Source organism: Agrobacterium sp. InxBP2 (assembly GCF_026191755.1).
Classification (GTDB): Bacteria; Pseudomonadota; Alphaproteobacteria; order Rhizobiales; family Rhizobiaceae; genus Agrobacterium; species Agrobacterium pusense.
In genome coordinates this window covers 111,718-138,126 of sequence record NZ_JAINDY010000026.1, presented here as the reverse complement: position 1 = coordinate 138,126, position 26,409 = coordinate 111,718, and the positions used below count along the sequence as shown (strand labels likewise).

The window sequence follows — 26,409 nt, the reverse complement described above, 5'->3', positions numbered from 1 at the left end:
CTTCAAAGAAAGCCCCGGAGCGCCAAAGGGGTTTACATGACCACATCACCCGTCTGGATGTCAGCTGACTGCTCATACGCCAGTGCAAATTCAAGGGTTGCCCGGTCACTGCGTGGTGGTCCCACCAGCTGTATACCAGTCGGCAACCCGTTAACCCCGAATCCCGCGGGAACGGCCGCCACGGGAAGTCCAGCCAGCGTGGGACCGATCACGACCTCCATCCAGCGATGATAGGTGTCCATGGCTTTTCCGTCGATTTCGGTCGGCCACGAGAGATCGATATCGAAAGGGAATACCTGTGCACTCGGCATCAAAATAAAATCGTACCGTTCAAACAATCTGCAGAGATACTGGTACCAGGCTGTCCGGACGACGGACGCATTAAAGATATCGGCGGCACTGCACGAAAGCGCGATGTCGAATTCAAACATCTGTTGCCGATTGAGAAGCGACCGTGTTTCCGGCTGGTCATAAAAGGCGCGCAGGCCGTGGGTCACGCTGAAGCTGCGCAATGTCATCCACGCTTCCCAGAGTTTCGGCAGTTCGAAATCCGGCACGAGTTCATCGATATCGCAGCCCATGTTCGCCAGGACGGCGAGAGCCTTGCGATCGACATCCAGAACCCCGGGCTCAAAGGGAAGATATCCACCGAAATCACCAAACCAGGCGACTTTCATTCCCTGTGTCGTTGCAGGACCTCGGATCGCGAGACTTTCATCCGCCAGGGATAGCGGGTCGCGCCGGTCATAACCTGCCTGCGTTGCGAGAAGCAGAGCGGCGTCCTCCACCGTCTTGCCCATGGGGCCTGAAGTGGCAAGCTGGCCAAGGAAAAGCTCGTTCCCTTTTGTGCCTGGAACCCTCCCAAAACTCGGCCGGAAGCCGACAACGTTGTTGAAGGCGGCAGGATTGCGCAGCGAGCCCATCATGTCAGAGCCATCTGCGACCGGCAGCATCCGGCATGCGAGCGCCGCCGCCGCGCCACCGGAAGAACCGCCGGCGCTTCTGGTCCTGTCATAGGGGTTTCGGGTTGGGCCATGGACAGGGTTGGTCGTATGGGACCCAAGGCCAAATTCGGGCGTGTTGGTCTTGCCAATGAAAATCGCGCCGGCGGCGCGAACACGTTCCACATGGAGACTGTCGGCGGTGGAAACAAAATTGTCAAAGAGCGGCGACCCCCAGGAGCACGGCAGGCCCTGAACTTCGGAGAGATCTTTTACCGCCTGGGGGAACCCGTGCATCCATCCGCGCGAGCGACCCCCCTCAAGTTCCCGGTCACAGGCGCGCGCCTCCTCCAGCAACTGTGTGCTTGGTCGACGAAAGACGATCGCATTCACGGCCGGATTGAGACTGTCGATGCGATCGAGATAGGCTTCCATCACGGAGAGGCAGGAAACCTGCCGCAGGTGGATTGCCCTGGAAAGCGCGGCTGCGGAGAGCCGGGTGATGTCGCCTGTCATTACTCTATCCTCAATCCAGCGTCGCCAGAAGACCGGCCATAAGCCTGCCGCGATCAATCAGGCTGTCAATTTCGATGTGCTCTTCGAGGGTGTGATAACCTGCGCCACGCAGCCCCAGGCCACAGAGCGTGGCAATGCCGAGCGCGCCCGTAAAATTGCCGTCGGAACCGCCGCCTGAACTGCCGTGGGGAAGGCAAACCCCAAGACTGTCGGCAAGCAAACGAGCCTTTTCGTAAAGCGCCATGGTTTCCGGACGGTCCGGTGGCCAGACGGGTCTGGTGACGCCGCAGGTGACCGAGAACTCCACCTCGTTTTCCACCCCTGACAAATTGAGCATTCGGGCGACACCGGACGCGAGATCGTCATCGGTTTTCGCCATGGACAGTGCCTCGGCCGTGCACAGCGAAGAGACACAATTGACCCATTGCCCGCCATGCATGACGCCAACGGAAAAAGTGCAGTCGTCGTCGCTCATTGCATCTATTTCAATCACCCTGCGGGCCATTTCGCGAATTGCAGACCGCCCGGATTTCGGCGAAACGCCGGCATGCGAGGGTCTGCCGCGGGCCACCAGGTTGTAGCGGGCGATGGCATAGCGACCGGTGACCACCCCGTTCTCCTCCCGTGCCGGTTCGGGAACCAGCACGTATTTGTTGCGCCGGGCCTCAGCCTCGATCAGGTCCCGCGTCGAGGGTGTGCCGATCTCTTCGTCGGGGGTCAGCAAGACGGTGACGGGAAGGCGGGTGCCGATGCCCGTGTTCAGAAGCTGCCTCATTGCTTCCAGTACCAGAAAATTGCCACCCTTCATGTCGAGTATGCCCGGGCCGTAGGCACGTGTATCCTCGATACGAAACGGGAGTTCTTTCAGCGTGCCAACCGGGTGAACCGTATCGAGATGACCGGAGACAAGAATTCCAGGCGTGCCGTGCGTGTCGCCAAAACGCGCACGCAGGCTGCCGCCAAGTCCCATACGGCCGGGGATTCGTTCTATTGTGGCACCGATCGTTGCGAAATCGGTGGCAGCAAGATCCATCATGCGATCCACGGCTGCAGCATCGAATGTCGGGCTTTCGCATTCTATCCAGGGCCTGAGACGCTTCAGCATGGCGTCTATATCAAGGGGAAGTTTGGTGAAATCCATAATAGGGGGCTCGTTTCATCGTGACGGGACGCCCGCGCTCAAGGGAGGGAGCAATCCCGATCTTGTGGCAGGGCATGGGCGTCAGGCGGCCAGACGTTTTTCGACGACACGCGCCAGAAGGCTCGCACCAACCGGCAGAATATTGTCATCCAGAACAAAGCCCGGATTGTGCAGCTGTACCGATCCGGCATGGCCAACGGTGCAGTAGACGCCGGGCACCTTGTAGAGCATATCGGCAAAGTCCTCGCTGCCCATGACAGGCTCGTCCTTCGCATAGACAAGGTCTGCACCCACGATGTCGCGGGCGGCATCGGCGAAGCCCTCGACAAGTTCTTCCGTATTGATGAGGACGTCGAAAACATTGCGAATGTCTGTTTCAATTTCGACTTCGAAAGACGCGGCAAGGCCGGCTGCGATGGTGCGCATACGCTCACGGATCTGTTCATTCACCTCGCGGTCGAGATAACGCACGGTGCCGGAGACTGTCGCCTCTTCCGGAACGACATTATAGGCGGAGCCGGCATGAATCTGCGTGACCGACACCACGGCTGACCGAAGTGGAGAAATGTTGCGCGACACGATCGATTGCAGGGCCGAGACCAAGTGAGTTGCGACAATGACGGGATCCTTGGACCCTTCGGGACGCGCACCGTGGCTGCCGCGTCCCTTGATGTGAAAATCGAAGAAATCAGCGCCGGCCATTGCGGTGCCCGGCTTGATGCCGATCTTGTTCGGCTCCTCGTTCGGCATATTGTGCAACCCGTAGAGCTCGTCACAGGGGAAACGTTCAAACAGGCCGTCTGCAAGCATGGCGCGAGCCCCTCCGCAGCCTTCTTCGCCGGGCTGAAAAATGAATACGGCCGTGCCGGCAAAATTGCGGGTTTCGGCGAGGTATCGCGCGGCACCAAGTAACATGGTCGTGTGACCGTCATGGCCGCAGCCGTGGAAGCGGTTCGCTATTTTCGACGAGTAAGGCAGGTTGGTACGCTCCTCCATCGGCAGCGCGTCCATGTCGGCACGCAGGCCGATGGTACGCCCGCTTCCCTTAGCCCCCTTCAAAACGCCGACAACGCCGGTCTTGCCGATGCCGCGATGCACCTCGATGCCGTAGCTCGCCAGCTTATCGGCAACGATGGCGGAAGTTCGTATCTCCTCAAAACCGATCTCCGGATGAGCGTGAATGTCACGGCGAAGGGCAGTCATTTCATCGTGCCAGGCGGCAATTTTCTCGATAACGGGCATTGCTGTATCCTTGAATTCAAAAAAGTGACGGATCAGGAGAGGGCGGCAGAGAGAGGGGAGAGGCGGACGCCCGGGCGAAGCCTCCTCCATGGAAGGGCAGCCGGGTCAACGGCCATTGGACCGGGTGCGGCACAAACGAGAATTGTCTCGGCAAACGGTTCGAAATCTGCGCGGAAGTGCACCGAGCTCTTGTTGACGAGAATGCTCGACGTTTCCGGCTCGATGCCGAGATAACGGAACAGGCCGCGGTCGGCCATCTGCACCTTGTGAGAGGCTACGGCTACGCGAACGCCACCGATCCTGAGGCACGCTGAAGGTCCAAGCCGCATCAGGGTGTCGCCGTAGTAGGGACCGGTGACGCGTGTCAACCCGTCGGACAATGCTTCGACGATGAACTCGGCCTCAAGCGGCTCGTCACCGGGAATGCCGGATTTTCCACCGAGCGCGATGCGGATCGTTGCGCCGACGCCTGCTGCCTGTGCTGCCAGCGCAGCCTCAGGGTCATAGAGCAGGCCAAGCGCCGCGTTCTGTGCACCGTTGTCGATGAGAGCCCGCAGCATTCCGGTCGTATCGGAATCGCCACCGGCCCCGGGATTGTCCTGCGTATCCGCAAGCACGACAGGCTTTGCGGCGGTTGCGGAAAGACGGATTGCCTCCTTTACGCCCTCATCAGCGCTGTAGACGCGCCCGGCAAAGGCGGGCTCACTGGCGTCGATCAGGGCCTTCAGCTCGTCGGCGGCAAGATCAGCTGCTTCCTGCGTCGTTCCATAGGAGAGAACAGTCGCACCGCAATCGTTGAAATCGGCAGCCGGGAAGCCGGGAAAGAAGGAGAGCGAGACAATTGTTTTCTCTTCCTCCAGTCCTGCGAGGCGGGCATAGATGGATTGCGCCGGCTCCATCTCAGTACATTGCCACGATATGGGGATCAGATAGTCGATCTGACGATAGGACTTCGCAAAACGCTCACCATCCATCAGGCGGTCAAGCAAACCCGCGGCACGTTTGCCAGTCAGGGCCATGTCCACATGCGGATAGGTGCGGTAGCCGATCATGACATCGGCGTCGTCGACCGACCGCCTGGTTATGTTGCCGTGCAGGTCGAGACTGACAGCGACGGGGATGTCGTGGCCGACTGCGCTTTTGATGCGGGCGAGAAGTTCGCCCTCGCCATCGTCCAGATGTTCACAGACCATGGCTCCATGAAGATCGAGGTAGATTCCGTCGACGGGCAGCGCTGCCACGATGCCGGCAACGATCTCACCGGCAATGCGCTCGAAAGCATCCTCGGTAACATGAGCAGAAGGAACGGCGCTTGCCCGCAGTATAGGAACAACTTCCCAGTTTGCTTGCCGGGCGTAATCGAGCGCGCCCTCGATACCGGTATTTGCGCCCCGGACGAGAGCGATCATCTCCTCGCCACGGCAGAGCGGCAGATGGCCCGATCCCTTCAGAAAGGCGTCATAAGTGGCTTTGGTGGGAGCAAATGTATTGGTCTCATGAATGAAACCGGCAAAGGCGACACGCCGGGACGTCATCGGTCATTCTCCTGGAAATTATGCAGCTTCGGGGGCAAGCGGCCGGAAATTGGCGAAATCCCAATGCCGCCCCGGGGCGGCATCGATAAGCTGGCGGGTGTATGCATGAACCGGACTGGTGAGCACTTCGTAGCCGCTGGCATATTCCACAATGCGACCTTTCTGCATAACGATCACGTCGTCACATATCTGGGCGGCAACGCGAAGATCATGCGTGATGAACAGGATGGAAATACCGAGCTTTTCCTGCAAGTCCGCAAGAAGGTCGAGTACCTGTGCCTGAACCGATACGTCGAGTGCCGACACTGCCTCGTCGGCCACGAGAACCTTCGGGTTCATGGCAACGGCACGGGCGATCGCGATGCGCTGGCGCTGGCCGCCTGAGAACTGGTGAGGATAGCGGCCCACTGCATCCGGGGGCAGGCCGACGATTGCGAGAAGTTCGCGCGCTCGCTTCAGGGCGTCCCGCCTCGGCGTACCGTAATTTACTGGCCCTTCAATGATGCTTTCCCCCACCGTGATACGCGGGTTGAGCGAGCGATAGGGATCCTGAAACACCATCTGGATATGCTGGCGATATGGCTGCAGGGTCCGGCGGGAGAAATCGGCGATTTCCTGTCCGGAAATGCGGATCGAGCCGGAGGTGGGATCGATCAGCCGCATGATACAGCGAGCGACGGTCGACTTGCCAGAGCCGCTTTCACCGACGATACCGAGTGTACGACCCTTCTTCAGTGTGAAGGACACATCCGTCGCGGCTTTTGTTTCGGCCGCGGTTTTTCCGAAAAAGCCTTTTTTGCCATACACCTTCTCAAGCTCCGAGGCCGAGAGCACGACCTCGTCCGAGAGCGCGGGGCGCGGCTCGCGCGGTTGAAGGCTTGGCACGGAAGAAAGAAGCGTGCGGGTATAGTCCATTTCCGGCGCTCTTAAAATCGTGTCGACCGGACCACTCTCGACGAGATTGCCACGGTTCATGACGTAGACGGTGTCTGCAATCTCGGCCACTACGCCCATGTCGTGGGTTATAAAGAGAACGGCGGTACCCTGCTTTTCCTGAAGTTCATTGATGAGCTTGAGGATCTGCTTCTGGGTCGTCACATCAAGGGCTGTGGTCGGTTCGTCGGCGATCAGCAGTCTGGGTTTGAGGATCAAGGCCATGGCAATCATGATACGCTGGCGCTGTCCACCCGAGAGCTGATGGAGATAGGCTGCGAATATCCGCTCGACATCGGGCAGATGCACTTCCCGCATCATCTCAAGAACGGCGATCTTCTGCTCTCTTGCTGAAAGCGTCGTGTGCTCCTGAAGCACCTCGCAAATCTGCCGGCCAACCGTCAGCACCGGGTTGAGTGCTGTCATCGGCTCCTGGAAAATCATGGCAATACTTTTCGAGCGCAGTGCCCGCATGCGGCCGGCGTCGGCCTTGAGGAGGTCTTCACCTTCAAACAGGATTGTACCCCCTGCAGGTTCAAGAGAATTTCGCGGCAGGAGCCCCATCGTAGCGAGCGAGGTCACCGATTTGCCAGAACCGCTCTCGCCCACAAGGCACACAGTTTCTCCGGCTCGGATGGTGACCGAAATGCCGTTGAGGACCGGCACGCTGTCATCGTCTCCGGTCAGGCGGATGACGAGGTTCTCGACGCGCAATACTTCGGACGCGGTGGCGGGATCGAATGCAACAGCCGTCATTTCGCGGCCTCCCTTTTCTTCATGCGCGGATCGAGCAGATCGCGCGCCGTATCACCGAGAAGGTTGATGGATAGAATGCAGAGCGAGAGCACCAGACCTGGCCAGAAGATCAGTTGCGGATTGATCTGGAAATAGGCGCGTCCCTCGGCCATGATATTTCCCCATGTCGGTATTTCCGTGGAGACACCAGCCCCGAGGAAAGACAGGATCGCTTCTGTAAGAATCGCCGAGGCGCAGACATAGGTGGCCTGCACGATGAGCGGCGCCAGGGTATTCGGCATCAGATGCCGCCAGAGGATTTTCGGAAGGCCCGAACCGGCAGCGATCGCGGCCTCGACGTAGGGCTCTTCGCGTGCAGTCAGCACCACCGAGCGAACAAGACGCACCACACGAGGAATTTCCGGGACAGTAATGGCGAACATGACGGTCCAGATATTTGCCCCGGTGAGCGAAACCACGGCGATGGCGAGCAGCAGGCTTGGAATTGCCATCAGTGCGTCCATGATCCGCATGACCACGGCGTCGAGGAACCGAAAGAAGCCCGAGACCAGGCCAATCCCCAGTCCGACAGCCACCGAGATGACAGTCGCTCCGATACCAATAAAAAGGGAGATGCGAGCCCCGTAGAGCACACGCGACAGCAGGTCCCGTCCGTAGGCATCGGAACCGAGCGGGTAGATATCGCTGGCGGGCTTGAGGCGGGCAGAGGGCGTCATGGCCACGGGATCATGCGGAGCAAGCCATGGCGCGAGAACAGCCATGAGAATGATCAGGATAAGAATTGCAAGCGCGATGGCAGGGACGAGGACAGCTTGTCCGCGTTTTTTTCTGCCGGCGAAAACGGGTAGCCGCATGGCGGCACCAAAAAGCGTGGAATTGGCCATCAGTACCGTATCCTCGGATCGAAGAAGGAGTAGGAGAGGTCGATGAGGAGATTGACCATCACATAGATACCGCTTGTCAGCAGGATCATGCCCTGAATGACAGGGTAATCGCGGGCAAGAATGGCATCGACCGTGAGCCTTCCAATGCCGGGAATGTTGAATACGCTCTCCGTTACCACGACGCCGGAAATAAGCAGCGCAAAGCCGGTGCCGATAATGGTGAGCACAGGAACCGCGGCATTGCGCAGCGCGTGGCGGAACAGGACGGTATTTTCCTTCAGCCCTTTTGCGCGGGCGGTTCGCACATAATCCTCGCCCAGCACTTCGAGCACGGAGGCGCGTGTCATGCGGGCGATCAGCGCGATATAAATGGAAGCAAGTGTGAGGGCCGGCAAAATGGCGCGTTCCGCGAAAGGACCGACGCCTTTGGTGATGCTCCGGAAGCCCTGCACCGGAAACCATTTGAGGTCGATGGCGAAGACCTGGATGAGGATATAGCCGATCACGAAAACCGGCACGGAGAAGCCGACGACCGACACCGTCATGACGGCATAGTCGATCCACGTGCCGTGGCGCCACGCAGCGATGACCCCAAGTGGAACGGCAATCAGCACCGACAGGACGATCGTGACGAGCGCAAGGCTCACGGTCGGTTCGATGTGCTTGCCGATCATCGCAGTGACTGGCGTATTGGAAATCAGCGACACGCCAAGGTCGCCCTGGAGAAGCAGCCAGAACCACGAGACGAATTGCACGACGATTGGTTTGTCGAGGCCGAGGGCAGCGCGGATTTTCTCAAGCTGCTCTGGCGTGGCCATGTCGCCGGCGATGATGGCGGCCGGATCGCCGGGCGTTATGCGCAGCAGGAGAAAAACGAAGACGGCGACCGTGATCATTACCGGAACGGAGGCCAGAATTCGGCGGAACGTATAGGCGAGCATAAGCATCCTCACGTCGGTTGGGCAGGCAGGGCAGCGGCATCCACAGGATGCCGCCATGTTCTTCCACGAGGCTCAGTCTTCTGTTTTCTCGATGTTCCAGAACACGGGAACCGGCGATTCCAGGAAGCCGGAAAGCTGGTTGCGCCACACGGAGGGGTTCTTGTACTGGCCAAGCGGAACGTAGCTGACCTCGTCCATGGCATGGGCCTGAAGCTCGGCGGCCGCAGCCTTCTGCTCTTCAGCTGTCGCCGCGGCGATGTATTTGGCGCGCAACGCTTCCAGCTTCTCGTCTGTCTGCCAGCCAAAAAATCCCTTGGCGCCGCGACCGTTCAACATCGGATTGTTAAGCGGCGTCATGATTTCCGGCACAATCCAGTTGGTGAAGAACATGTTCCAGCCACCCTCAGCCACCGGCTTCTGCGAGGCGCGGCGAGTGACGAGCGTCTGCCAGTCCATGGGCTGAAGTTCTACGTTGAAGCCCGCACTCCTCAGCGCAGCCGCCGCCACGACGGGCTGGGCCTTGACGGTCACGACGTCGGTTGGCTGAAGGATGACAACGGGAGTTCCGTCGTAACCGGCCTCCTTGAGGAGTGCCTTTGCGCTTTCCATATCGCCCGCGCCGGTCAGGCTTTCCGAACCGGCCAGCGCTTCAAGCGGCGTACCGCAGCCGAAGACCGAGCCGCAGATGGTGTAGTAGTCCGGATTGCCGATCAGCGCGTCGAGAACATCCTTCTGGTTCATCGCTTTGAGAGCAGCCTGGCGGATCTTCTTGTTATCGAATGGCGGGTAGAGGAAATTCATGCGGCCCATGGTCTGCGAGCCAAGCGTGTTTAGCGTCTTGACGGTCAGTTCGTCATTGCTCTCGACAAGTGGCAGAAGATCAACTGGCGGAGCTTCGATATAGTCGATCTCCCCGGACTGGATAGCGTTGATTGCCGTCTGGGCATCGGGCATGCTCAACCATTCCACACGGTCGACCTTGACCACCTTTCCGCCGGCCAGCCAGCTCGCAGGCTCGTTGCGCGGCACATAATCGGTAAATTTTTCATAGACCGCCTTGACGCCCGGCTGGTACTCGGCCGTGACGAACCTGAAGGGGCCGGAACCGACAAATTCGGTAATGGCGGTATCGGCCGGGGTTGCGGCAATACGTTTCGGCATCATGAACGGCACGACCGAAGACGGCTTGGCCAGAACGTCGGGTAAGAAGCCGAAGGGTTCCTTCAGCTTGAAAACAAAGGTCCTGTCGTCCGTAGCCGTCAGGCTTTCTGTCTTGTCGAAGAGGATCTGACCGGAAGTATCCCGCTTGCCCCAGCGCTGAAGCGAGGCAATGCAGTCTTCTGCTGTCACAGGTGTGCCGTCGTGCCATTTCAGACCGTCGCGCAGCGTGAATGTATAGGTCAGCTTGTCATCCGAAACAGTGTAGTCAGCCATCTGGGGCTGCGGTTTGAAATCGGCATCAAGCGCCAGCAGCGTGTCATAGATCATGTAGCCGTGATTGCGCACGATATGAGCGGTCGTGGTGATCGGATCGAGAATACGCAGGCCAGAATGCGGTACGGCCATCATTGTTGTGGCCGAGGCATCCGTTCCAAAGCCCGCAACACAGGCTGAAAGGGCGATGATCGCCGCAACGAGCCGGCTTCTTGCCCGGCTTGCTTTTCTGGTCAACTGAGCGTGCATGATTTCGCTGTTCCCTTTTTTGTTTGGCAGGTAGCGACCGAAACGCGCGGGCATTGGCCCGCACGCAAGCGCACGGCACCCTTCCGATCCGGACCGTTTTCGATAATGTCGCTGCGATCCCTCAAAGTTTGCGCAGCGAAGAGCACTTGTACCGCCGCAAAGGTGCGGCGAAACATACGACTGCAATAGCTTTCGCAACCGCGGCTGTGAGACCGCAACGCGACAGGCTTGCAAGGTTCAGCTTACCGTCACATGGCGAGCATGTGGGCATAGCTGACTATGATGTCATTCCGATTGGCATAGAGTGCAAGGCGTTCCCCTTAGGATTATTTTACCGCGATGCGATTGCTATTCTCGACTATCGATTATAGGTTCGTTGAAAGCCTTGTCAACGATCTTGCTGCGTCGCAAAATGAATTTTACCAAACCCTCAGACGGGTCCGATCACCGGGCCCGTATTGCCGCGCTGGAGAAGGCATTTGCCGTGCTTGAGATGTTCGGGCCAGAAACGCCTGAACTGAGAATTGCCGATGTTGCGAGGCGAGGAGGGATGAACAGATCCAGCGCCCAGCGTCTGGTTCATACACTTGTCAAATCCCATTGGCTTGAACGCGACGCACTGAGCGGTGTCCTTTCTCTCGGGCACCGGGCGTGTTATCCCGCACATGTCTATCTTTACAGCAACGAGTTGATCGATCTCGTGATGCCGTTGGTCGTGGAACTGAATGCACGCACCGGCCTCAGCACCGACCTCTGGCTCCTCGACGGCAAGACCGCTGTTACGCTGGCCCGGGTCCCGTCACCCGCCGCATCCCTGGCACTTGCCCCGGTTGGCAGCCGCGTCGCACTTGCCGAGACCGCGCCAGGCCGGGCGCTGTTGTCTCTTATGGATGCGACAACACTCGATACATTTCTGGCAACATGGACAGGCGACGCGGGTTTGCTGCGCGAGCGGATAGCCTCTGAGCGCAGCGTGGGATTTTCCTTTGACGGTACTGTCGAAGGCGGATCCCGCCAAGTCATTGCGACCGCTTTTCGCGATGCAGCCGGCCAGCCGCTTGCTGCGATTTCGCTTTCCGGTCCTGTAGACACGGAGGCAGCAGGCACGGTGACCGGGCAACTTTGCGAAACCGTCTCACGCATGGGGGAGTTGATGGTGACACGGGCGGTACGCCCGGCCAACCTCGAGCCAAATCCACGCACGCTGTGGCCGCTGGTCGACGACGAGAATGATCCGCTCGCGGTGACCGCAGTTTCCAAAAGCCTGCATTTATTGCAGTTTTTCCACCCGCAAACGCCGCTGCTCACCCTGACGCAACTTTCACAGCAGACCGGCTTTCCGGTGCCGACTGTCCAGCGCATTACAGATACGCTGGCGGGACTGGGCTATCTGAAGAAAGATCAGCCCAAACGCGCTTTCCATGTCTCGGAGCGGGCGCTTGATCTTCTTTATCGTTTCCAGATGGGAAACGCGTTGCTCCGGTCGGTATGGCCTCGGCTTATAAGGCTGCGGGAAGAATGCGGGCTGCGTTGTTCCTTCTGCATCCTGGACGGCACGGAAATCATCCACCTGCTGCATGTTCAAAGCCGACCGCAACCGGCTTTCAGAACCGCCTACCCGGGCAGGCGACTTCCGGCCGTTTCATCTTCCGGTGGTCGGGCGATCCTGTCGTGGCTGCCACCTGGAGAGATTGACAGAATTCTTTCGGAAAGCCCCGTCCAGCCCGGTACTCCCTTTACCGTTACGAACAAGGACGAAATCCGCACAGAGATTCTGGAAGCAAGCGTTCGAGGCGTGGCTTTCACGGATCGCCAGTCGATCCGCGACGAGGTAAATGTTGCTGCTGCGGTACCGGGACCAGAGGGTCGTCCGGCGGGAGCCATCGTCGTATCCGCTCCTGTGCACAGCTGGTCTGTCGAGCGGCTTGAGCGCGAAGTCGTGCCCCTGCTGGTGTCCCACGCCCGTGGCGGATAAGATCTGCCTCACCCGATGTTCTGATCCGCATGGGCCTCCTGGGAACGGGGGCGTCGAGATCAATTACGATCCTGACGGACTGCGTGTGAACATGCAGGCGCTGGTTTCACAGCTTGAGCAGTGACATCGAGCCGAAGCCATAATGACGAGCACCGATAATCGGCGAACCAGTTTTCGACCGACCGTCCATTGCTCCCGACTGCAACTGTCAGCATGAACGTTTCCAGACTACCTCGGGCTAAGCTCTATTATGGAACTACCCGCGCTTTCATCCCACACGAGATGAGACGCGAGCTTTCCGATATTTCGGCGGAAGTTCTGCGGTTGGCAGATCGTCGACCTTGAACTGCTTGCCGGTCGACCAGGGAAGCATGTTGAGCGCCACACCAAGCCCCGCGATGATCGCAGCAACTACGGGCCTAGTTCCGAATTTGTTCAACCCGGAAAATTTGAAGCCGGAAACAAGAGCACCAAGCGGTTTAACGATCAAGAACGGTATCAACAAGAATGGCATGGAGACGAGAAAGAGCACCGTCGGGATCGCTGCCTCGAGCATAGGGTCGCCACCGTGTCGGAGGCGAATCCGCGGGTTACGGGCGATTGCAAATGGAATAAGTTCTTCCATGAAGCGAACGTAGCCGGCTGATTGATCGGTACGTGCCTCTCCCTGCCAATGCAGCGAGGATATCTCCCTCGACGCGAAGAGCATCCGCAAACGGGCGCTGTAGACGGGAAAACCGGTGGAGCCGACCCCACTCGTTACGTGAACGTGTATGAACCGAATAGAGGTCCACGGGATGAGACGGACGGATCCTGCCTGCGTCACCAAAAGGCCTTTGGCGTCGATGACGTAAGCGGTTGTGATCATTGTGGATCCCACGCGAGGCATCACGACTTGCGTGGTAAAGCTGTACGAAGGAGGGTCGTCCGTCTGCAATCGAGGGCTCTCGTGCGTTCAAAATCAGAAAGCCGGGCTAACCCGGCTTTCATTACTCATCGGAACGGCCAGTAGCTGGTGGCGACCTGATACCATTGCTGTAGGTAGACCCAAGCGGTGCCGAGCGCTGCACCCACCACGAACACTACAACGAACAGTGCGACCGCAACAAAAATCGCTAGCACCTCAGGATTGCGATCACGCGCAAACTCGTCCGCCAATTTCTGCTCGTGGTACATGTGAAGCAGGCTTTTTCCGTTCATCTTACCGTTCCTGGTCGTCTCGATCGCGCTTGTCTTCGCGCTCCTGCCTCAGTTCATCAAGGCGGTTCAACTGCCTTGCCGGAGGCTCCGCCTGCGAGACTTCGCCTTCTCGGACCGCTGCCTTTTCTTCTACTACAGGACGCGCGTTCGGAGAAGTCTCAACCCCGACAGTCTTGTCATCAAGCTCCGGAACAACCTCGGCTTACCATCTGCGCCGGGCGACCAGTTCAAGACGCCATCGATGGCGGAATGACCAAAAGCCAATGTCGCGCCACTGAAGAGAAGAAATGGCGTAAAATACCGCATAATTTATAGGGTTTTCGGCCTGCTTTTAATCCCTGGAAATCGACCCTTGGAATGACTAGTCGGAAATCAACTCTGCGCGCTGGCCGGATTCGATATTTCCTATTTTGACAGGTTCGCAGTAAACCCCAAATTCGCGACCTGCTTTTCTCAATACCGTTCTAAGAATCTCCGGCTGTTCCGGCAGATCAGGCTGTGCGGCAAGGATCATTCCGCACCGTTTTGTGAGGTCTGTCACCTCGACCTCCGCCAGCCCGAAACTAATGACCTTACCGATCCATTGAAACTCAGCAAAACCTGTCACATTACTGGTTTCGAGCAGAATATTTGGCCGAAAGCGCAAACGGTCAACCGTACTATCCGATAACATTTGTTGAAGCTCAGCCAGTGACGAAGTGGTGACCAAGTGAAGTGCCGATCTCGAATATCGGTTCTCGACAGTGGGAAGAGAAGGAGCAAGCGGGTCCGCATCGATGAAACTTCCGATACCGACGTCGAACCCGAAATACTTCGAAAGTTCCAGTCGCAATTGAGGATCTTCAATATAGAAATTACACCCAGTTGGAAACGTGATCCGCACACCGCCATCATCAATGGCGCTGCGGAGGAAAAGTGCCGGCCGCCATCGAACGTCTTTTTCCGGCGCTGCGGCGATGCCGGATGCATTGTCGAACAGCGCAAAACGCCTGTCGCCGACGATGCCCGCTGGCTCTATTTCTGCGCATTTGCATCGTTCTCCACCAAGCGAGCTTACCGGGAAACGCCAGATCTCAGCGACTTTCCCGATAACGTGTTTTGAGCGAAAAGTGACCGTCATATCTATTCTGTCCGCTACGTCAGGCTGTGAGCAGCAAGTCGGCTGTCGTCGCCCGAATATCGTCGAGGATAGCCTGCGCGACCGCCTGCCCCAACTCCGCGGCGCTGGTGATACCTTGTACAAAGGGGTTCTTATGCAACAGGAATGGTATTGCCACGCAATAAAGCCGGTTGGATAACAAGCCGGTATCGCGTGGACGATAGCATTCGTCGACCTCGATACCACCGGTCCTCTTGAAGTTGTGGCCTGTCGTATCGGCTATTAATCCAGTCGAAGCCACGCGCGTGACAGCCGGTTTGACAGCTGCCTGCTTCACGAGCGAAGGAAACGGGAGGTCCCGTGCCGATAACGCCGTTTGGCCGGTCGCATCGATGAAACTTTCGAAGACTTCTTCCGAGCCGGCCGTGGTCACTCTGGCGCCCCGCGCAAGGCCACACGTGTCTATTGCGTAATCTTCTCCCAGCGCGATAATTTCCAACCTGCCAGCGTTTCGAAGCGCAAGCAAACGCTTGATCGAAAGGTGGGGTACGGTCGCATATTCATCGATGAATATACTTTTAAACGATCGGTTGAACCGCGCTAGGTCACGCGTGTCCAGGTGCGGGATTGCTCTGGCGATGATTTCATGTGTGATGAGTATGGCGTAGCGCCAAGGCACAGTGAATCGCTGCTCTGCGTTGCGTTCGACTTCGGCTAGGTTTGCTGCTGCCCAGACAAACGGATCCACTCCCGACCGGCGTGAGTAATATGCGTCAGCAAAAGTGTCCGCCGTCAGGCAATTTAGCCCTATTTCGGCTGCGTAGTCAGGATCGGCGGTCGCGATTTCCCGCTTGAAGAGCTCGAAAACCCTGTCGAGCAAACCGGCAGAGCCAATCTCGATTTCGCTATTGACAGCTTCCTGCGTGCAAACACTCGGTGTCCGGTAGGGAAGCGGGCAATAGAAATCCGCCTCCGGTAACAGTCCCTTGCGGGACATCATCACGGCTGTGAAGTTTTCGTGCCCGGCGGATGCGTGAAACCTCATTGTTCCCGTGTCGTCATAAACAAACGAGCCGCAGGATACCGCGACGGTCAAAAGCGCGTCGATACTGCTGAGCGACGTCCCAAGTATCCCAAGCCTTCCATAGCAGGAACTTTTGAGCGCGGAAGCGGGCCACGGAGACGCAAAGTAGCCTGGTTGCACTTCGGTCTTATCAGGCCAATTATGGCCCGTTGCCATCACGACGTGGTCATAGATCGCGTCGAACTTTCCGTCAGGGCTTTCGACGCAAATTCGGATATGGTCGACGTCGAGCGATATATCACTGACGCGGTGCCCGGGGCGGATATCGATCTGGTGACCTTTCTCGACTCCATAATCCACAAGCGCACTGAACTGCTCTTGAAAATAATCACCGAGAACCAACCTCGGGTAAAACGCACGCTCGCTGATGGCATCGCGTACAATGGCAAAACGGTTAAGATAATCGTCTTCCTGGCGAGATAGCCATTCCACCAGTGACAGCGGCAACGGCGGTATCTCGATGCTCGGAATGTTGGAAAGCATGACAGGATCATTTGAGCCGGGAAGATAGGGCGTTCCCTTCCCCGCCAGCATTTCTGCTTCAAAGACAGTAATACTCATTGGGGAAGGAGAATGAATAAGGCGCTGAAGGGAAAAGATTCCGGTCGGACCCGAACCAATAATGCAAATGCGACTGTTCATGCATACCATCTCCAACGCCACCCTTTGCAGCGCCGGTTTATAACGGTGTGCAGCGCGGACTGTTCCAGGGACTGCAAAATCACGTTCGATCGATGCGCTGTGACGCGGCGATTCTGCCAATGACGCTGGTGTGCGGATTCGTTAGGGATAGGATATCGCCCGTTCCATCTTGTCACTACGATATCAGAATACCAAATCATGACGGTTAACTCACTGCGGTTTTCATGACAGTCATAGCTTCCTACATCTACCGCCTTGGCCAGCGTGCCGAAGAACTCCCCTTGACTGGCCGACCGTTCCCCGAGAGGGACGGCGAGTTTGCCTGGATCGGTATTACCGAGCCGACCGTCGAGGAAATGGCGAGCCTGAAGTCGATGTTTGACCTGCATCCACTCGCCGTCGAAGACGCACTGAACGGGAGGCAGGTGCCGAAAGTTGAGGTGTACGGCAATCAGCTCTTCGTCATCATCAAGACCGCTCATCTTGAGGGCGACAAGATTGCCTATGGCGAAACCTGTATTTTCGTCGGACGGCACCATGTGATTTCGGTCCGGCACGGTTCGGCACGCTCCCACAAGGAATTGAGGGAGCATCTCGAACAGTCTCCGCAACTCCTCGAACATGGCCCGGACTATGTCCTGCACGGTATCATCGATTTCGTCGTCGACGGTTATCTGCCGATGGTCGAGACGCTGGAGGACAAGGTGCTTGAGATGGAAAAGCACATGCTGATTGCATTTCTCGAAAGGGAGCAGATCAGACGGCTTTTCCGCATGCGACGGCAGGTGATCCGCTTTCAGCGCATTCTAGGCCCGATGGAGGAGGTCGCTGGCAAGCTCGCCAATCTGGAGCTGCCCTGTATTGATGAGAACGCCAAAGCCTATTTTCGGGACGTGCTTGACCATGTACGGCGCGTCGAATTCATGATGTCAGGCTTGCGGGAAGTTATCACTTCCGTGTTCGAGGCCTCGAACCTGCTTGAACAGCAGCGCCAGGGTATGATCACCCGCCAGCTTGCAGCCTGGGCCGCGATCCTGGCTGTTCCAACGGCGATCGCCGGCATTTATGGAATGAACTTCGAGCACATGCCGGAACTGAAATCGGAATACGGCTATTATGTCGTGATCGCCGTAATCATCACCCTTTGCGCGATACTTTATTACCGGTTCAAGAAGACAGGATGGCTGTGATATATCGAGCAACCTTTACTCTCCATTCTGTGCAACGGCCCCAAATCACGGACAACGCTGAACCTGTTCAGGAGTTAAATTGGCTACCGGATTGATCGCATTGTTTGACGACGTGGCAGCGATAGCTAAGGCTGCCTCCGCGTCCCTCGACGACGTCGCAACCCAGACTGCCAAAGCCAGTGTGAAGGCGGCAGGTGTCGTGATCGACGACACCGCCGTCACGCCGGCCTACGTCGTCGGTCTGGCTCCCGCGCGTGAACTGCCGATCATTGGCAAAATTGCGCTTGGATCGCTTAAAAACAAGCTGATCTTCCTCCTGCCCATCGCTCTCGTCCTCGGATATTTCGCTCCCTGGCTCATCACACCGCTCCTGATGATCGGTGGCATATACTTGAGCTACGAAGGCGCGGAGAAGCTACATGAGGCATTTTTCGCTCATGCCCCGGAACACGGTCCGGACGACAACGCGGCGCTTGATGCAACAGATCTGGAAAACCGCAAGGTCGCAGGCGCGATTCGTACCGACTTTATCCTCTCGGCCGAGATCATGGCGCTGACACTCGCTGGTGTCTCCTCCTCCGGCATCTATACCCAGGCAGGGGTCCTGGCGGCGGTTGGCATCCTGCTCACCGCAGCCGTTTATGGCGTGGTCGCGCTCATCGTCAAAGCAGATGACGTCGGATTGCACCTGACGAAGTCCGGTGGACCCTTGTCAAGAACGGTCGGTGCCGGCCTGGTCAAAGGTGTACCGTTTCTTCTCAAGGCATTGGCAATCGTCGGAACGGCGGCGATGCTCTGGGTAGGCGGAAGCATTATCGTACACAGCCTCGCTGGGATCGGATGGCATCAGCCTGAACATCTGATCGAAACAGTCGCATCAAGGATAGAACAAACCCTGGTGATTGTCCCCTCCGTGACAAATTGGCTGGCCACCGCGTTTATTCAGGCGGTAATCGGTATAGCGACCGGCGGTGTCACGATCTTATTGCTGTCGATCTGGACGAAATTCACGCGTCGTATCGAACGACCCTAGTCACGTCTCCCGAACTTCTTGATCTATCCATGACGCTCGCCGAGCCACCTCCTCTCGGTGATCGTCGCGCGCGTTCTCGCCCTTTCCTGTCGATAATCGTGCAAAGCGAGCGCTCCACAAAAACTCGCGGGCAAGTTTTGACCTGAGACACGTTTAGCGCTCGGTGGTTTGATAGGTCAAAGTCTATATGCGCCGGTTGTCATTTAACCGCGCGCTAACTCTGGGAGCGGGTTTTCTCAAGCAGGGTGAACCGATCCCCGGCCGTACGTTTTGTTAGGTAGATGCGGAGGAGGAAACATGAAGCTCATAAAGATCGGATTCGGTTTGTTGCTGATCTGCGGTGCTCTTTATGTGGTGCTTGGGGAGCAGCTTAGCGGCGCGAGTGCGAATGCGTTCATAAATGCCCGTTTGACGACGATACGCGCTCCCATCGCTGGCAAAATTGAATTGATTTCCAGGCCGCTGGGCGCCCAGGTTGCGCAAGGCGATCCACTGGGCTCTCTTGAGGATCCTCTTGTTGACGGCATCCGTCTCCTTGATCTCGAACTTCAACAGGCCGATGCTCAGACCGAAATAAAAAGGCTCGAGACCGTCGTCACGTCTTTCGATGAATCGATTGATGAGTTGCAGACCCGCGCGGCTATCTATCGTGAGGAAAGAAAACGCCAGCTCGCGGCTCAGGCTCAGTCTGCCGACGCCTCGCGTGCTGCGTCCGAGGCACGTCTGAAATACGCGGAACTCAGCCGCGAGCGATCATCACGGCTAAGCGGTCAGGGCATTTCTACCGCACAGTCCCTTGAACAGGCCCAGTCACTTTCCGAGGTTTCCGCGCTGGAGGTCGCAAATGCAAAGGCTCAGGCCGCCGAAATCGTTGTGGCACAGAAGGCGGCCGAGCGGGGAGTATTCCTCGGAGACGGATTTAACGACGCCCCCTACTCCGAACAGAGGATTTCCGAGATCGACGTGCAGCGTCTGGAATTAAAAGCGCAACTTGAGGCGAAGAAACTGGCATTGGCTGCAATTTCCGATCGGCTGGCAAACGAGCGTCTTCGTGTAAACAGACTTTCTTCCTCAGATCTGGTGGCGAATGTGAATGGTGCGCTGTGGGAGTACCTCTCCGCTTCGGGCGAAACGGTCCAGCGCGGTCAGGACCTCATGCGCCTGATCGACTGCGACTCCGCAATTGTGACCTTATCCGTGTCGGAAAGCGTCTACAATTCCCTCAGGGTCGGCGCACCCGCGACCTTTCGCCTTAACCGAAGCCGTCAGGTTCTTCAGGGATCGGTAATCCGCCTTGCGGGTTCCGGCGCGGCTACGATCTATGAAAACATGGCAATAGCACCGAGTCAGCGCCACCTCCAAAGGTACGACGTGGCACTTGATGTGCCGGCTCTGCGGGACGACCCCGACCTTCGGTGCCTCGCAGGGCGCACGGGCAGGGTGTTTTTCGAAACGCGCGCTTTTGACTGGCTGCGAGGACTATGGAGATAGGACTTGGACAGTTTTCTCTATCTTAGCGAACTTCAGTCGAGCTTCGCTCATCTGGCTCTGGCCTTCGGGTGCGCACTCGTCCTGCCATACCTCCTGAACAATCGTAACTGGACCCACAGGACGTTCCTTTTCGCAATCGGAATGGCTTTAGCGGTGCGATATATCTGGTGGCGAGGAACCCAGACCCTGGCCCCGCCCGGCTTCACGCTGGACTGTCTGTTCAGTTGGTCATTCTTTGCTCTGGAAGCATTATCTGTTCTCTCGTCGCTGAGCGCATTTACAATCCTGACCAGAACCACCGATCGGTCCCCTGAAGTCGAGGAGAATAAATCCTGGTGGCAACCGGATCCGCCTCCAAAAGTCGCGATTCTGATCGCCACATACAACGAGGAGCAAGCCGTTCTGGAACGGACGGTCGTCGGGGCAAAGGCCAGCGATCATCCGGACGTCCAGGTTCTTGTGCTGGATGACGGGCGCCGTGACTGGCTGCGTGACTTCTGCGAGGAGCACGACGTTCGATACCTTCGCAGGCCAGATAACAAGGGCTCGAAAGCCGGCAACATCAATCATGCCCTGGGCGTTCTTGCGCAAGACGATCAACCGCCAGACTTCATAGCCGTGCTGGACGCGGACTTCGTTCCTCACACGGATTTTGTCTCGCGCGCACTTGCGCTTTTCCACGACCAGGAGGTCGGACTGGTTCAAACACCCCAGCACTTCTTCAATCCGGATCCTATCCAGCATAATCTCGGGCTCAGCCGATCGTATCCCGACGAGCAGCGCTTTTTCTTTGACCATTTACAACCAAGCCGCGACGGGTGGGGCATCGCATTCTGCTGCGGCACGTCGTCGGTGATCAGATGGAGGGCAGTGCAGGCCTCCGGTGGGTTCCCGACAGACAGCATCACGGAAGATTTCATGCTGACGCTTCAGTTGCAGGAGCACGGCTATCGGACGGTCTATCTGAACGAAGCGTTGACCGAGGGCCTTGCTCCGGAGGGGTTGAAGGAATACGTCACTCAGCGAGCGCGATGGTGCCTGGGGCTCATGCAGATTGCCCGGGGAAGGCTGGGTCCCTTCTCGCGGAACAATTTGCGGCTGCGGGACCGCTGGAGTGTCGTTGACTCGGTATTTTTCTGGTTCACCACCTTCACATTCCGCATCGCCTCCATGACCTTTCCTCTCTTTTACTGGTTTTTCAACATCACGGTGGTCAACGCATCTGTCTCCGATGTCATCAGCTATTTCGGGGCGTATATGGTCTGGATCCTGTTCGTGTTGAACTTCATCTCGTCCGGAATGGTGATCCCCATCGTCAATGACGTCAGCCAGTTGCTTGGTGCGCTCCCCATATCGAGAGCCGCCATTGTGGGGCTTGTGAAGCCGAAAGGTCATCCTTTCAGTGTTACGGCAAAGGGAGGAGACCGAACCAAAGTCGTTGTCCAATGGCGTCTTATGCGCCCCTTCCTCCTTTTGACGTTTCTGACCGTCGCCGGGGTCCTGATAGGTCTGGTCTCTGACCGTTTCGCGTTCAATGACGCAGGAGACGGGAAGGTCGTTATCCTGTTCTGGACTGTTTACAATCTGGTGATCCTTGCCGTAACGCTGCTGGTCTGTGTCGAATTGCCACGACGTGAGAAACACTATGCGGACCGTCCCGAGCGGGTCGTAATATCCCTCGGCGGTGCGCTGAAGCGCGTCTGGATGACGGACCTGACGCAGGAAACGGCCCGTCTCAGAGGGGTAGACGCGCCTATAGCTACCCAGATCATCATGAAACTCAAAGAAATCGGAGATTTCACCGCCACGGTGCTGAATCGGACCGACGACGGCCTGGTCGTTGCGCTGGGGTTGGATGAAACACAGTACCAGCTCTTGCTGAAAAGACTTTACGCTGGAGGGAGCGTACCAAGTGTCACGTCAACACGGCTATCGGCGATCATCAAGGATGCCACCACCCGTTTTGCCCGCCAGTAGTGGTCCAGCTTACTTAACCGCCGTCCTGCCGGTCTGCACTTGCCTGCAAGCGAGAAATTGCCGAGCCGATTGTCGCTAGTTCGGAAGTTCTCCTGCTCTCGTAGGGATATACGTTCTGTCCATCCGCAACGGCTTTGGCATTGACGGCGAGGTGATGGAACGGCCGGATAAACGAGACAATGAACAATGACATGAGGAGCAGAAGGAGCAGGGTCAGAAGAGACAAACTAATAAAAAGACCGCTGGAGAAGCTACTGGCCGCATTGCTGAATGCGTTCGCATCGATCCTCGCGACAATGGACCAACCGAACCTCGGTAGGCTTTGGTAGCTGGCCTCGGGAAGCGTGGCTACGAAGTAATTCTTGCCATCAGGCCATAACTCGAGGCTCACGCCGGCGGCACCTGTCCTTGCTCTTCGAAAGCTTGGCAGATCCAGGTTTGAAGGGCTCTCGTTCGTGGACGATATAACAGCCCTGCCCTCGGGATTGACTATGAGGACGTCGACGTCCAGGGCATCACTCAGCTCACGAATGTAGGCTTTTGCCCACTCCAGATTGAGATGAAGCCCAAGAACTCCTGTTACTGACTGACCAACACCGGTTACAGGGGCTGCCAGGTCGAGGAACCGTAACGGCTCCCCACTTTCGGGAGCAGGAAGTTTAGCCGCAAGAAGAACCGCTTCGTGCGCATCCCCGGCGAAGTTGCCCTGAAGTCCCCTCTGAAACCACGGACGGGATGACACGTCGGCGCCGACCAACAGACCGTTTGACGCGACACGGACTTTGCCGTCATTTCCGGCATAACCTGCCCACGACACAACCCGTCCGCTTCCCACGAGCGTTGAAAGATCGTCCTGGATCTCTTCAGGCTGGCTCACCGCAAGCGACCTTCCCAGCGTTTCGAGGTTTGTCCATTCTCGATAAAGGGAAGCGGCGAAGGCTGTTTGAACGCCCCGTACCCTGGTTTCCACGGCAGTACGCAGACTTGCCTCCTGGAAACTGAGCATTCGATCGTCAATCACCTTGAACACAATCGCGGCACCGACGAGGATACAGGCAAACATGAAGCCCGCCGTGACCGCACTCAACGATGGCAGGCGACTTTTTGGTTCATTGGACATGGACACCCGCGCGTTTTGTCGTGTCAACCTCGACCGAAACTAGATAACGGCCGGCGGGCGAGCAATCTGCCGATTATCAGGGGTTGTTTTTTCGGCGTGAGGTCGCGAATTCGGATCTGCCAGGCATCGCGACCAACCTCGTTCCTGCACGGAGCCAATGTGACGAGCTTGGAAGGCTTGCATCCCATTGGTGTTGAGACGAACGAAGCATTTCGCCAAAAGCAGGTCGTGTTTTGCGATAACAGGGCGAGGAACAAGCGGGGGAGCAGAGTTACCTGGCTCCGCCCGCCGCGGAGTGCGACGGTTGATCAGCAGTTTACGTTATACGACTGTCGGTCAGGCCAGAAACCCGCGTGACCGGGCAGCGTCGAGACGGGATCAGGGGTCGAGAGCAGCGCGCGAGCAGCATTCGGCGACAAGGGCCGTGCGAGTAGAAAGCCCTGCAGATGATGGCAACCGAGGCTCTCCAGAGCATCGCGCTGCTCCGTTGTCTCAACACCCTCAGCCGTAATCTTCAACCCCTTGGCCCGCGCGACATTGATCATGGCAGTGACGAGGGCCCTGTTGTCGCTTCTGTGGATTTCCTCGATGAATGATCTGTCAATCTTGATGCGATCCACCTCAATCTTTTGAACCCGCGAGAATGACGAATATCCTGTTCCGAAATCATCAATCGCAAATCTGACTCCGGCTGCGCGCAGGGCCGCAATGGTCCGTTCCGATCGGCCGTCCTCTCCGGTAGCTGCGCTTTCCGTTATTTCGATTTCCAGGCGGTTAGCCGAAACCTTCCATTTTTCGAGCGCAGCAATCACGTTCAGCGGATAGGCCGGCGAACACAGTTCCAGCAAGGAGGCGTTGAGCGCGATGTCGATGTCGGGAAAGTGCGCCAGCATGGAACAGGCGTCTTCTAGCACAATGGCTCCGATTTCGTGGATCAAACCGCACTCTTCGGCCAGCGGAATAAACTCTCCGGGGCTTACGTATCCAAGTGTGGGGTGGTTCCATCGGGCCAGCGCCTCGAGGGAACAGAGCATCCCGTCCCGTGCTGAGAAGACTGGCTGATAGAATATCTCTATCTCCGCGCGGCCGTTGACCGCCTTCCGCAGGTCAGCTTCCATAGCCCTTCTCTTGCGAAGCAACTCGTCCATGTGCTCGCCGAATATTGCGTAAGTATTCCTGCCAGCTGCTTTGGCGTGATACAGTGCGATGTCGGCCTGACGTATCGCCTCGTTTGCATCAAAGGCGCCGTTCTTTACGGCCACTCCGACGCTGGCACCAATTGTGACTTGCGTCTCCTCGATCTCGAAAGGCAATCGAAGGTCGTCCACAATGGCTTTTGCAACATGCTCGGGCTTTAGCAAATCGTTCGATGTGACAAGGACGGTAAATTCATCACCACCGATCCGCGCAACAAGACTGTCGGGCAAAAGGCTCGTGAGCCGCGCCCCGACAAGTGATATCAATCTATCGCCTGCAGGATGTCCAAGTGAATCGTTCACCTCCTTGAACCTGTCGAGATCGATGAACAGCACGGCGTGTGCCTCGTCTTCCCTCGCATTTTGCGCGGCGGTCGCAACTCTCGCATTGAATTCCGATCGATTGGCAAGGCCGGTTAGAATGTCGTGTGCCGCCTGATACTGCAACTGCTCCTGGTTCGCCTTCAATCGGTTCGACCGTCTCCAGAGGGCGTTTCCGCCGACGCTCGCTGCACTGAATATGGCAAAAAAAGCAAATGCGATCGCGGGAATGGTAGCTTCAAGGACTTGCTGGCCGGGCCTGAACGGCTGCCATTCGAAGTAGCCAACGACCTGTCCGGATGTTGAATGCAACGCAAGATAAGAAAAACGCGGGTCCGTTGGCTGATGAAGGGCAAATCGAAGATTTTCGAACTGGTATTCCTGCCCCACCGTTGCTGCGAGATCTCCGTCCAGAAATCGGACCGCAACATGCAGATTTTCTCGCCCCGGTTGCTGCTCGATATCACCCGTGTCGGAAACGATCGGTTTTATGCTTACGATCGCCGGACGTGAGCCAACGTAGACGATGTCGGCTTCTCCTATGGAGAGCACCTTGCTACTCGTTCCGTCCTGATCGCCTGCGATAAGGCGTTCCTTCAGCTTCGTCGCTAACGGGAGATAGGCGGTCCGCAAACCATCGGCGGTGGACGCGTCATTGTGATCGACAAGAAATTGATAGATCGGATCAAGGTCCGCTGTCAGCACGATTGCTGCATCGTGTCCGAAATAGGTATTCATCCATACGCCGAGATTGGTTTCCATCCAGTCTGGATTACGGGCAAGGGAGTTCGTGACGGCGTCATCCCAGACAGTGGCGCTTTCCTGATCATGAGCAATCGATGACTTGAGTTTCGATACCGTCAGGGCGACCACGTCACGCTGCCTTGCAACTGCGATACCGTCGCTTGCGATCGCCGCAAAATAGAGTGACAAGAGAAGCAGCCCGCAGATGGCGAATGACGCCATGACGGGCAGGCTAAATCTCCAAAACCATTTCGACTGCAGAAGGGTTTGCATCGTTTCATATCCGCCTGTGTTTCGTCCAGACTACGTGAACGAAACTTAAAGCGGCTGGAACCAACATGGTTAAGTCCGGTCGAAATCGCTTTCGTACGGTGCCGCACAAAACGGTTTCGAAAGAGGGATTGCGCTGTCACGGAGCGACCTGGCAATCTCTCCACCGACATGGTTGTAACGATGGTATTTTCATTCCGCAGGAGTAACACCCGGTGCCGGTCCGCTTCCAACTTGGCTTACGATGGCAACCTCTTGGCTTGCCGGCGCTCAGCCCGACTGCAAAGTTGCCAGACGCGATGAGGCACCAAAATAACAGAAAATTTGGGCGACTGGTCAAAACGGTGGAGCACCGTCGCTTCACGGGCGTGCGCATTTTGAGGTTCGTTATTTGAAGTTCGGGCACGCGCTGCGTCCGCTTCTCCTACCCCTGGCTCTGCAGTGGCAATTTTACCTGATGATTTCGTCTCGGTTGCGCTTCCTGGCGATTTGGCC

General features: G+C 57.3%; 19 protein-coding genes. 5 read left to right on the top strand and 14 right to left on the bottom strand.

What is annotated here, in order from left to right:
• Positions 1–32 precede the first annotated feature (32 nt).
• From K7A42_RS08630 to K7A42_RS08595, 8 genes are all read right to left on the bottom strand, one after another.
• Positions 33–1,457 carry an amidase gene (locus K7A42_RS08630; protein WP_112555286.1) on the bottom strand — a complete coding sequence of 475 codons (1,425 nt, stop codon included), beginning with the start codon at positions 1,455–1,457 and terminating at the stop codon, positions 33–35.
• Positions 1,458–1,467: 10 nt separating this feature from the next.
• Positions 1,468–2,598, bottom strand: a complete 1,131-nt coding sequence (locus K7A42_RS08625) for a M20/M25/M40 family metallo-hydrolase (RefSeq protein WP_112555284.1) — start codon at positions 2,596–2,598, stop codon at positions 1,468–1,470.
• Positions 2,599–2,679: 81 nt separating this feature from the next.
• Positions 2,680–3,840: a M20 aminoacylase family protein gene (locus tag K7A42_RS08620; RefSeq protein ID WP_112555282.1), complete on the bottom strand. Its 1,161-nt coding sequence runs from the start codon at positions 3,838–3,840 to the stop codon at positions 2,680–2,682.
• Between the two features lie 32 nt (positions 3,841–3,872).
• A complete protein-coding gene (locus K7A42_RS08615) occupies positions 3,873–5,375 on the bottom strand; it encodes a M81 family metallopeptidase (RefSeq protein WP_037090487.1) in 1,503 nt (500 codons plus the stop codon).
• Positions 5,376–5,393: 18 nt separating this feature from the next.
• On the bottom strand, positions 5,394–7,064 hold the full coding sequence (locus K7A42_RS08610; RefSeq protein ID WP_282455073.1) for an ABC transporter ATP-binding protein: 1,671 nt from the start codon (positions 7,062–7,064) through the stop codon (positions 5,394–5,396).
• Positions 7,061–7,918: an ABC transporter permease gene (locus K7A42_RS08605; protein ID WP_223215483.1), complete on the bottom strand. Its 858-nt coding sequence runs from the start codon at positions 7,916–7,918 to the stop codon at positions 7,061–7,063. Before K7A42_RS08605 ends, K7A42_RS08610 begins: the two co-directional genes overlap by 4 nt.
• Before the next feature lie 29 nt (positions 7,919–7,947).
• Positions 7,948–8,889, bottom strand: coding sequence for an ABC transporter permease (locus tag K7A42_RS08600; protein WP_004437414.1), 942 nt, complete (start codon positions 8,887–8,889; stop codon positions 7,948–7,950).
• Positions 8,890–8,961: 72 nt separating this feature from the next.
• Complete coding sequence (locus K7A42_RS08595; protein WP_416220900.1) at positions 8,962–10,572, bottom strand: ABC transporter substrate-binding protein; 1,611 nt, start codon at positions 10,570–10,572, stop codon at positions 8,962–8,964.
• Positions 10,573–10,876: 304 nt separating this feature from the next.
• Here K7A42_RS08595 and K7A42_RS08590 point away from each other — a divergent pair, with 304 nt between their 5' ends.
• Positions 10,877–12,547, top strand: a complete 1,671-nt coding sequence (locus K7A42_RS08590; protein ID WP_162719222.1) for an IclR family transcriptional regulator — start codon at positions 10,877–10,879, stop codon at positions 12,545–12,547.
• Between the two features lie 268 nt (positions 12,548–12,815).
• On the opposite strand, the gene K7A42_RS08585 is transcribed toward K7A42_RS08590, so the two are convergent.
• From K7A42_RS08585 to K7A42_RS08570, 4 genes are all read right to left on the bottom strand, one after another.
• Positions 12,816–13,415 (bottom strand): hypothetical protein, encoded by a 600-nt coding sequence (locus K7A42_RS08585; protein ID WP_112555416.1) that lies wholly within the window; start codon positions 13,413–13,415, stop codon positions 12,816–12,818.
• 125 nt (positions 13,416–13,540) lie between these two features.
• Positions 13,541–13,747, bottom strand: coding sequence for a hypothetical protein (locus K7A42_RS08580; RefSeq protein ID WP_112555276.1), 207 nt, complete (start codon positions 13,745–13,747; stop codon positions 13,541–13,543).
• 361 nt (positions 13,748–14,108) lie between these two features.
• A complete protein-coding gene (locus K7A42_RS08575) occupies positions 14,109–14,867 on the bottom strand; it encodes an MOSC domain-containing protein (protein WP_113344267.1) in 759 nt (252 codons plus the stop codon).
• A gap of 19 nt (positions 14,868–14,886) precedes the next feature.
• Positions 14,887–16,572 carry an FAD/NAD(P)-binding protein gene (locus tag K7A42_RS08570; RefSeq protein WP_112555272.1) on the bottom strand — a complete coding sequence of 562 codons (1,686 nt, stop codon included), beginning with the start codon at positions 16,570–16,572 and terminating at the stop codon, positions 14,887–14,889.
• Positions 16,573–16,796: 224 nt separating this feature from the next.
• Between K7A42_RS08570 and K7A42_RS08565 the strand changes: the two genes are divergently transcribed.
• From K7A42_RS08565 to K7A42_RS08550, 4 genes are all read left to right on the top strand, one after another.
• Positions 16,797–17,762, top strand: coding sequence for a magnesium and cobalt transport protein CorA (locus K7A42_RS08565; RefSeq protein ID WP_044459539.1), 966 nt, complete (start codon positions 16,797–16,799; stop codon positions 17,760–17,762).
• A 79-nt stretch (positions 17,763–17,841) separates the two neighbouring features.
• Complete coding sequence (locus K7A42_RS08560) at positions 17,842–18,795, top strand: DUF808 domain-containing protein (RefSeq protein WP_037090478.1); 954 nt, start codon at positions 17,842–17,844, stop codon at positions 18,793–18,795.
• A gap of 297 nt (positions 18,796–19,092) precedes the next feature.
• Positions 19,093–20,286: an HlyD family secretion protein gene (locus K7A42_RS08555; RefSeq protein WP_004437388.1), complete on the top strand. Its 1,194-nt coding sequence runs from the start codon at positions 19,093–19,095 to the stop codon at positions 20,284–20,286.
• Between the two features lie 3 nt (positions 20,287–20,289).
• Positions 20,290–22,263 carry a glycosyltransferase gene (locus K7A42_RS08550; protein ID WP_282455071.1) on the top strand — a complete coding sequence of 658 codons (1,974 nt, stop codon included), beginning with the start codon at positions 20,290–20,292 and terminating at the stop codon, positions 22,261–22,263.
• A 13-nt stretch (positions 22,264–22,276) separates the two neighbouring features.
• Here the strand turns inward: K7A42_RS08550 and K7A42_RS08545 are convergent, their stop codons facing one another.
• Together K7A42_RS08545 and K7A42_RS08540 are read right to left on the bottom strand one after the other, a co-directional pair.
• Positions 22,277–23,383 carry a cache domain-containing protein gene (locus tag K7A42_RS08545; RefSeq protein ID WP_112555266.1) on the bottom strand — a complete coding sequence of 369 codons (1,107 nt, stop codon included), beginning with the start codon at positions 23,381–23,383 and terminating at the stop codon, positions 22,277–22,279.
• A 308-nt stretch (positions 23,384–23,691) separates the two neighbouring features.
• A complete protein-coding gene (locus K7A42_RS08540; RefSeq protein WP_112555264.1) occupies positions 23,692–25,917 on the bottom strand; it encodes a putative bifunctional diguanylate cyclase/phosphodiesterase in 2,226 nt (741 codons plus the stop codon).
• Positions 25,918–26,409 lie beyond the last annotated feature (492 nt).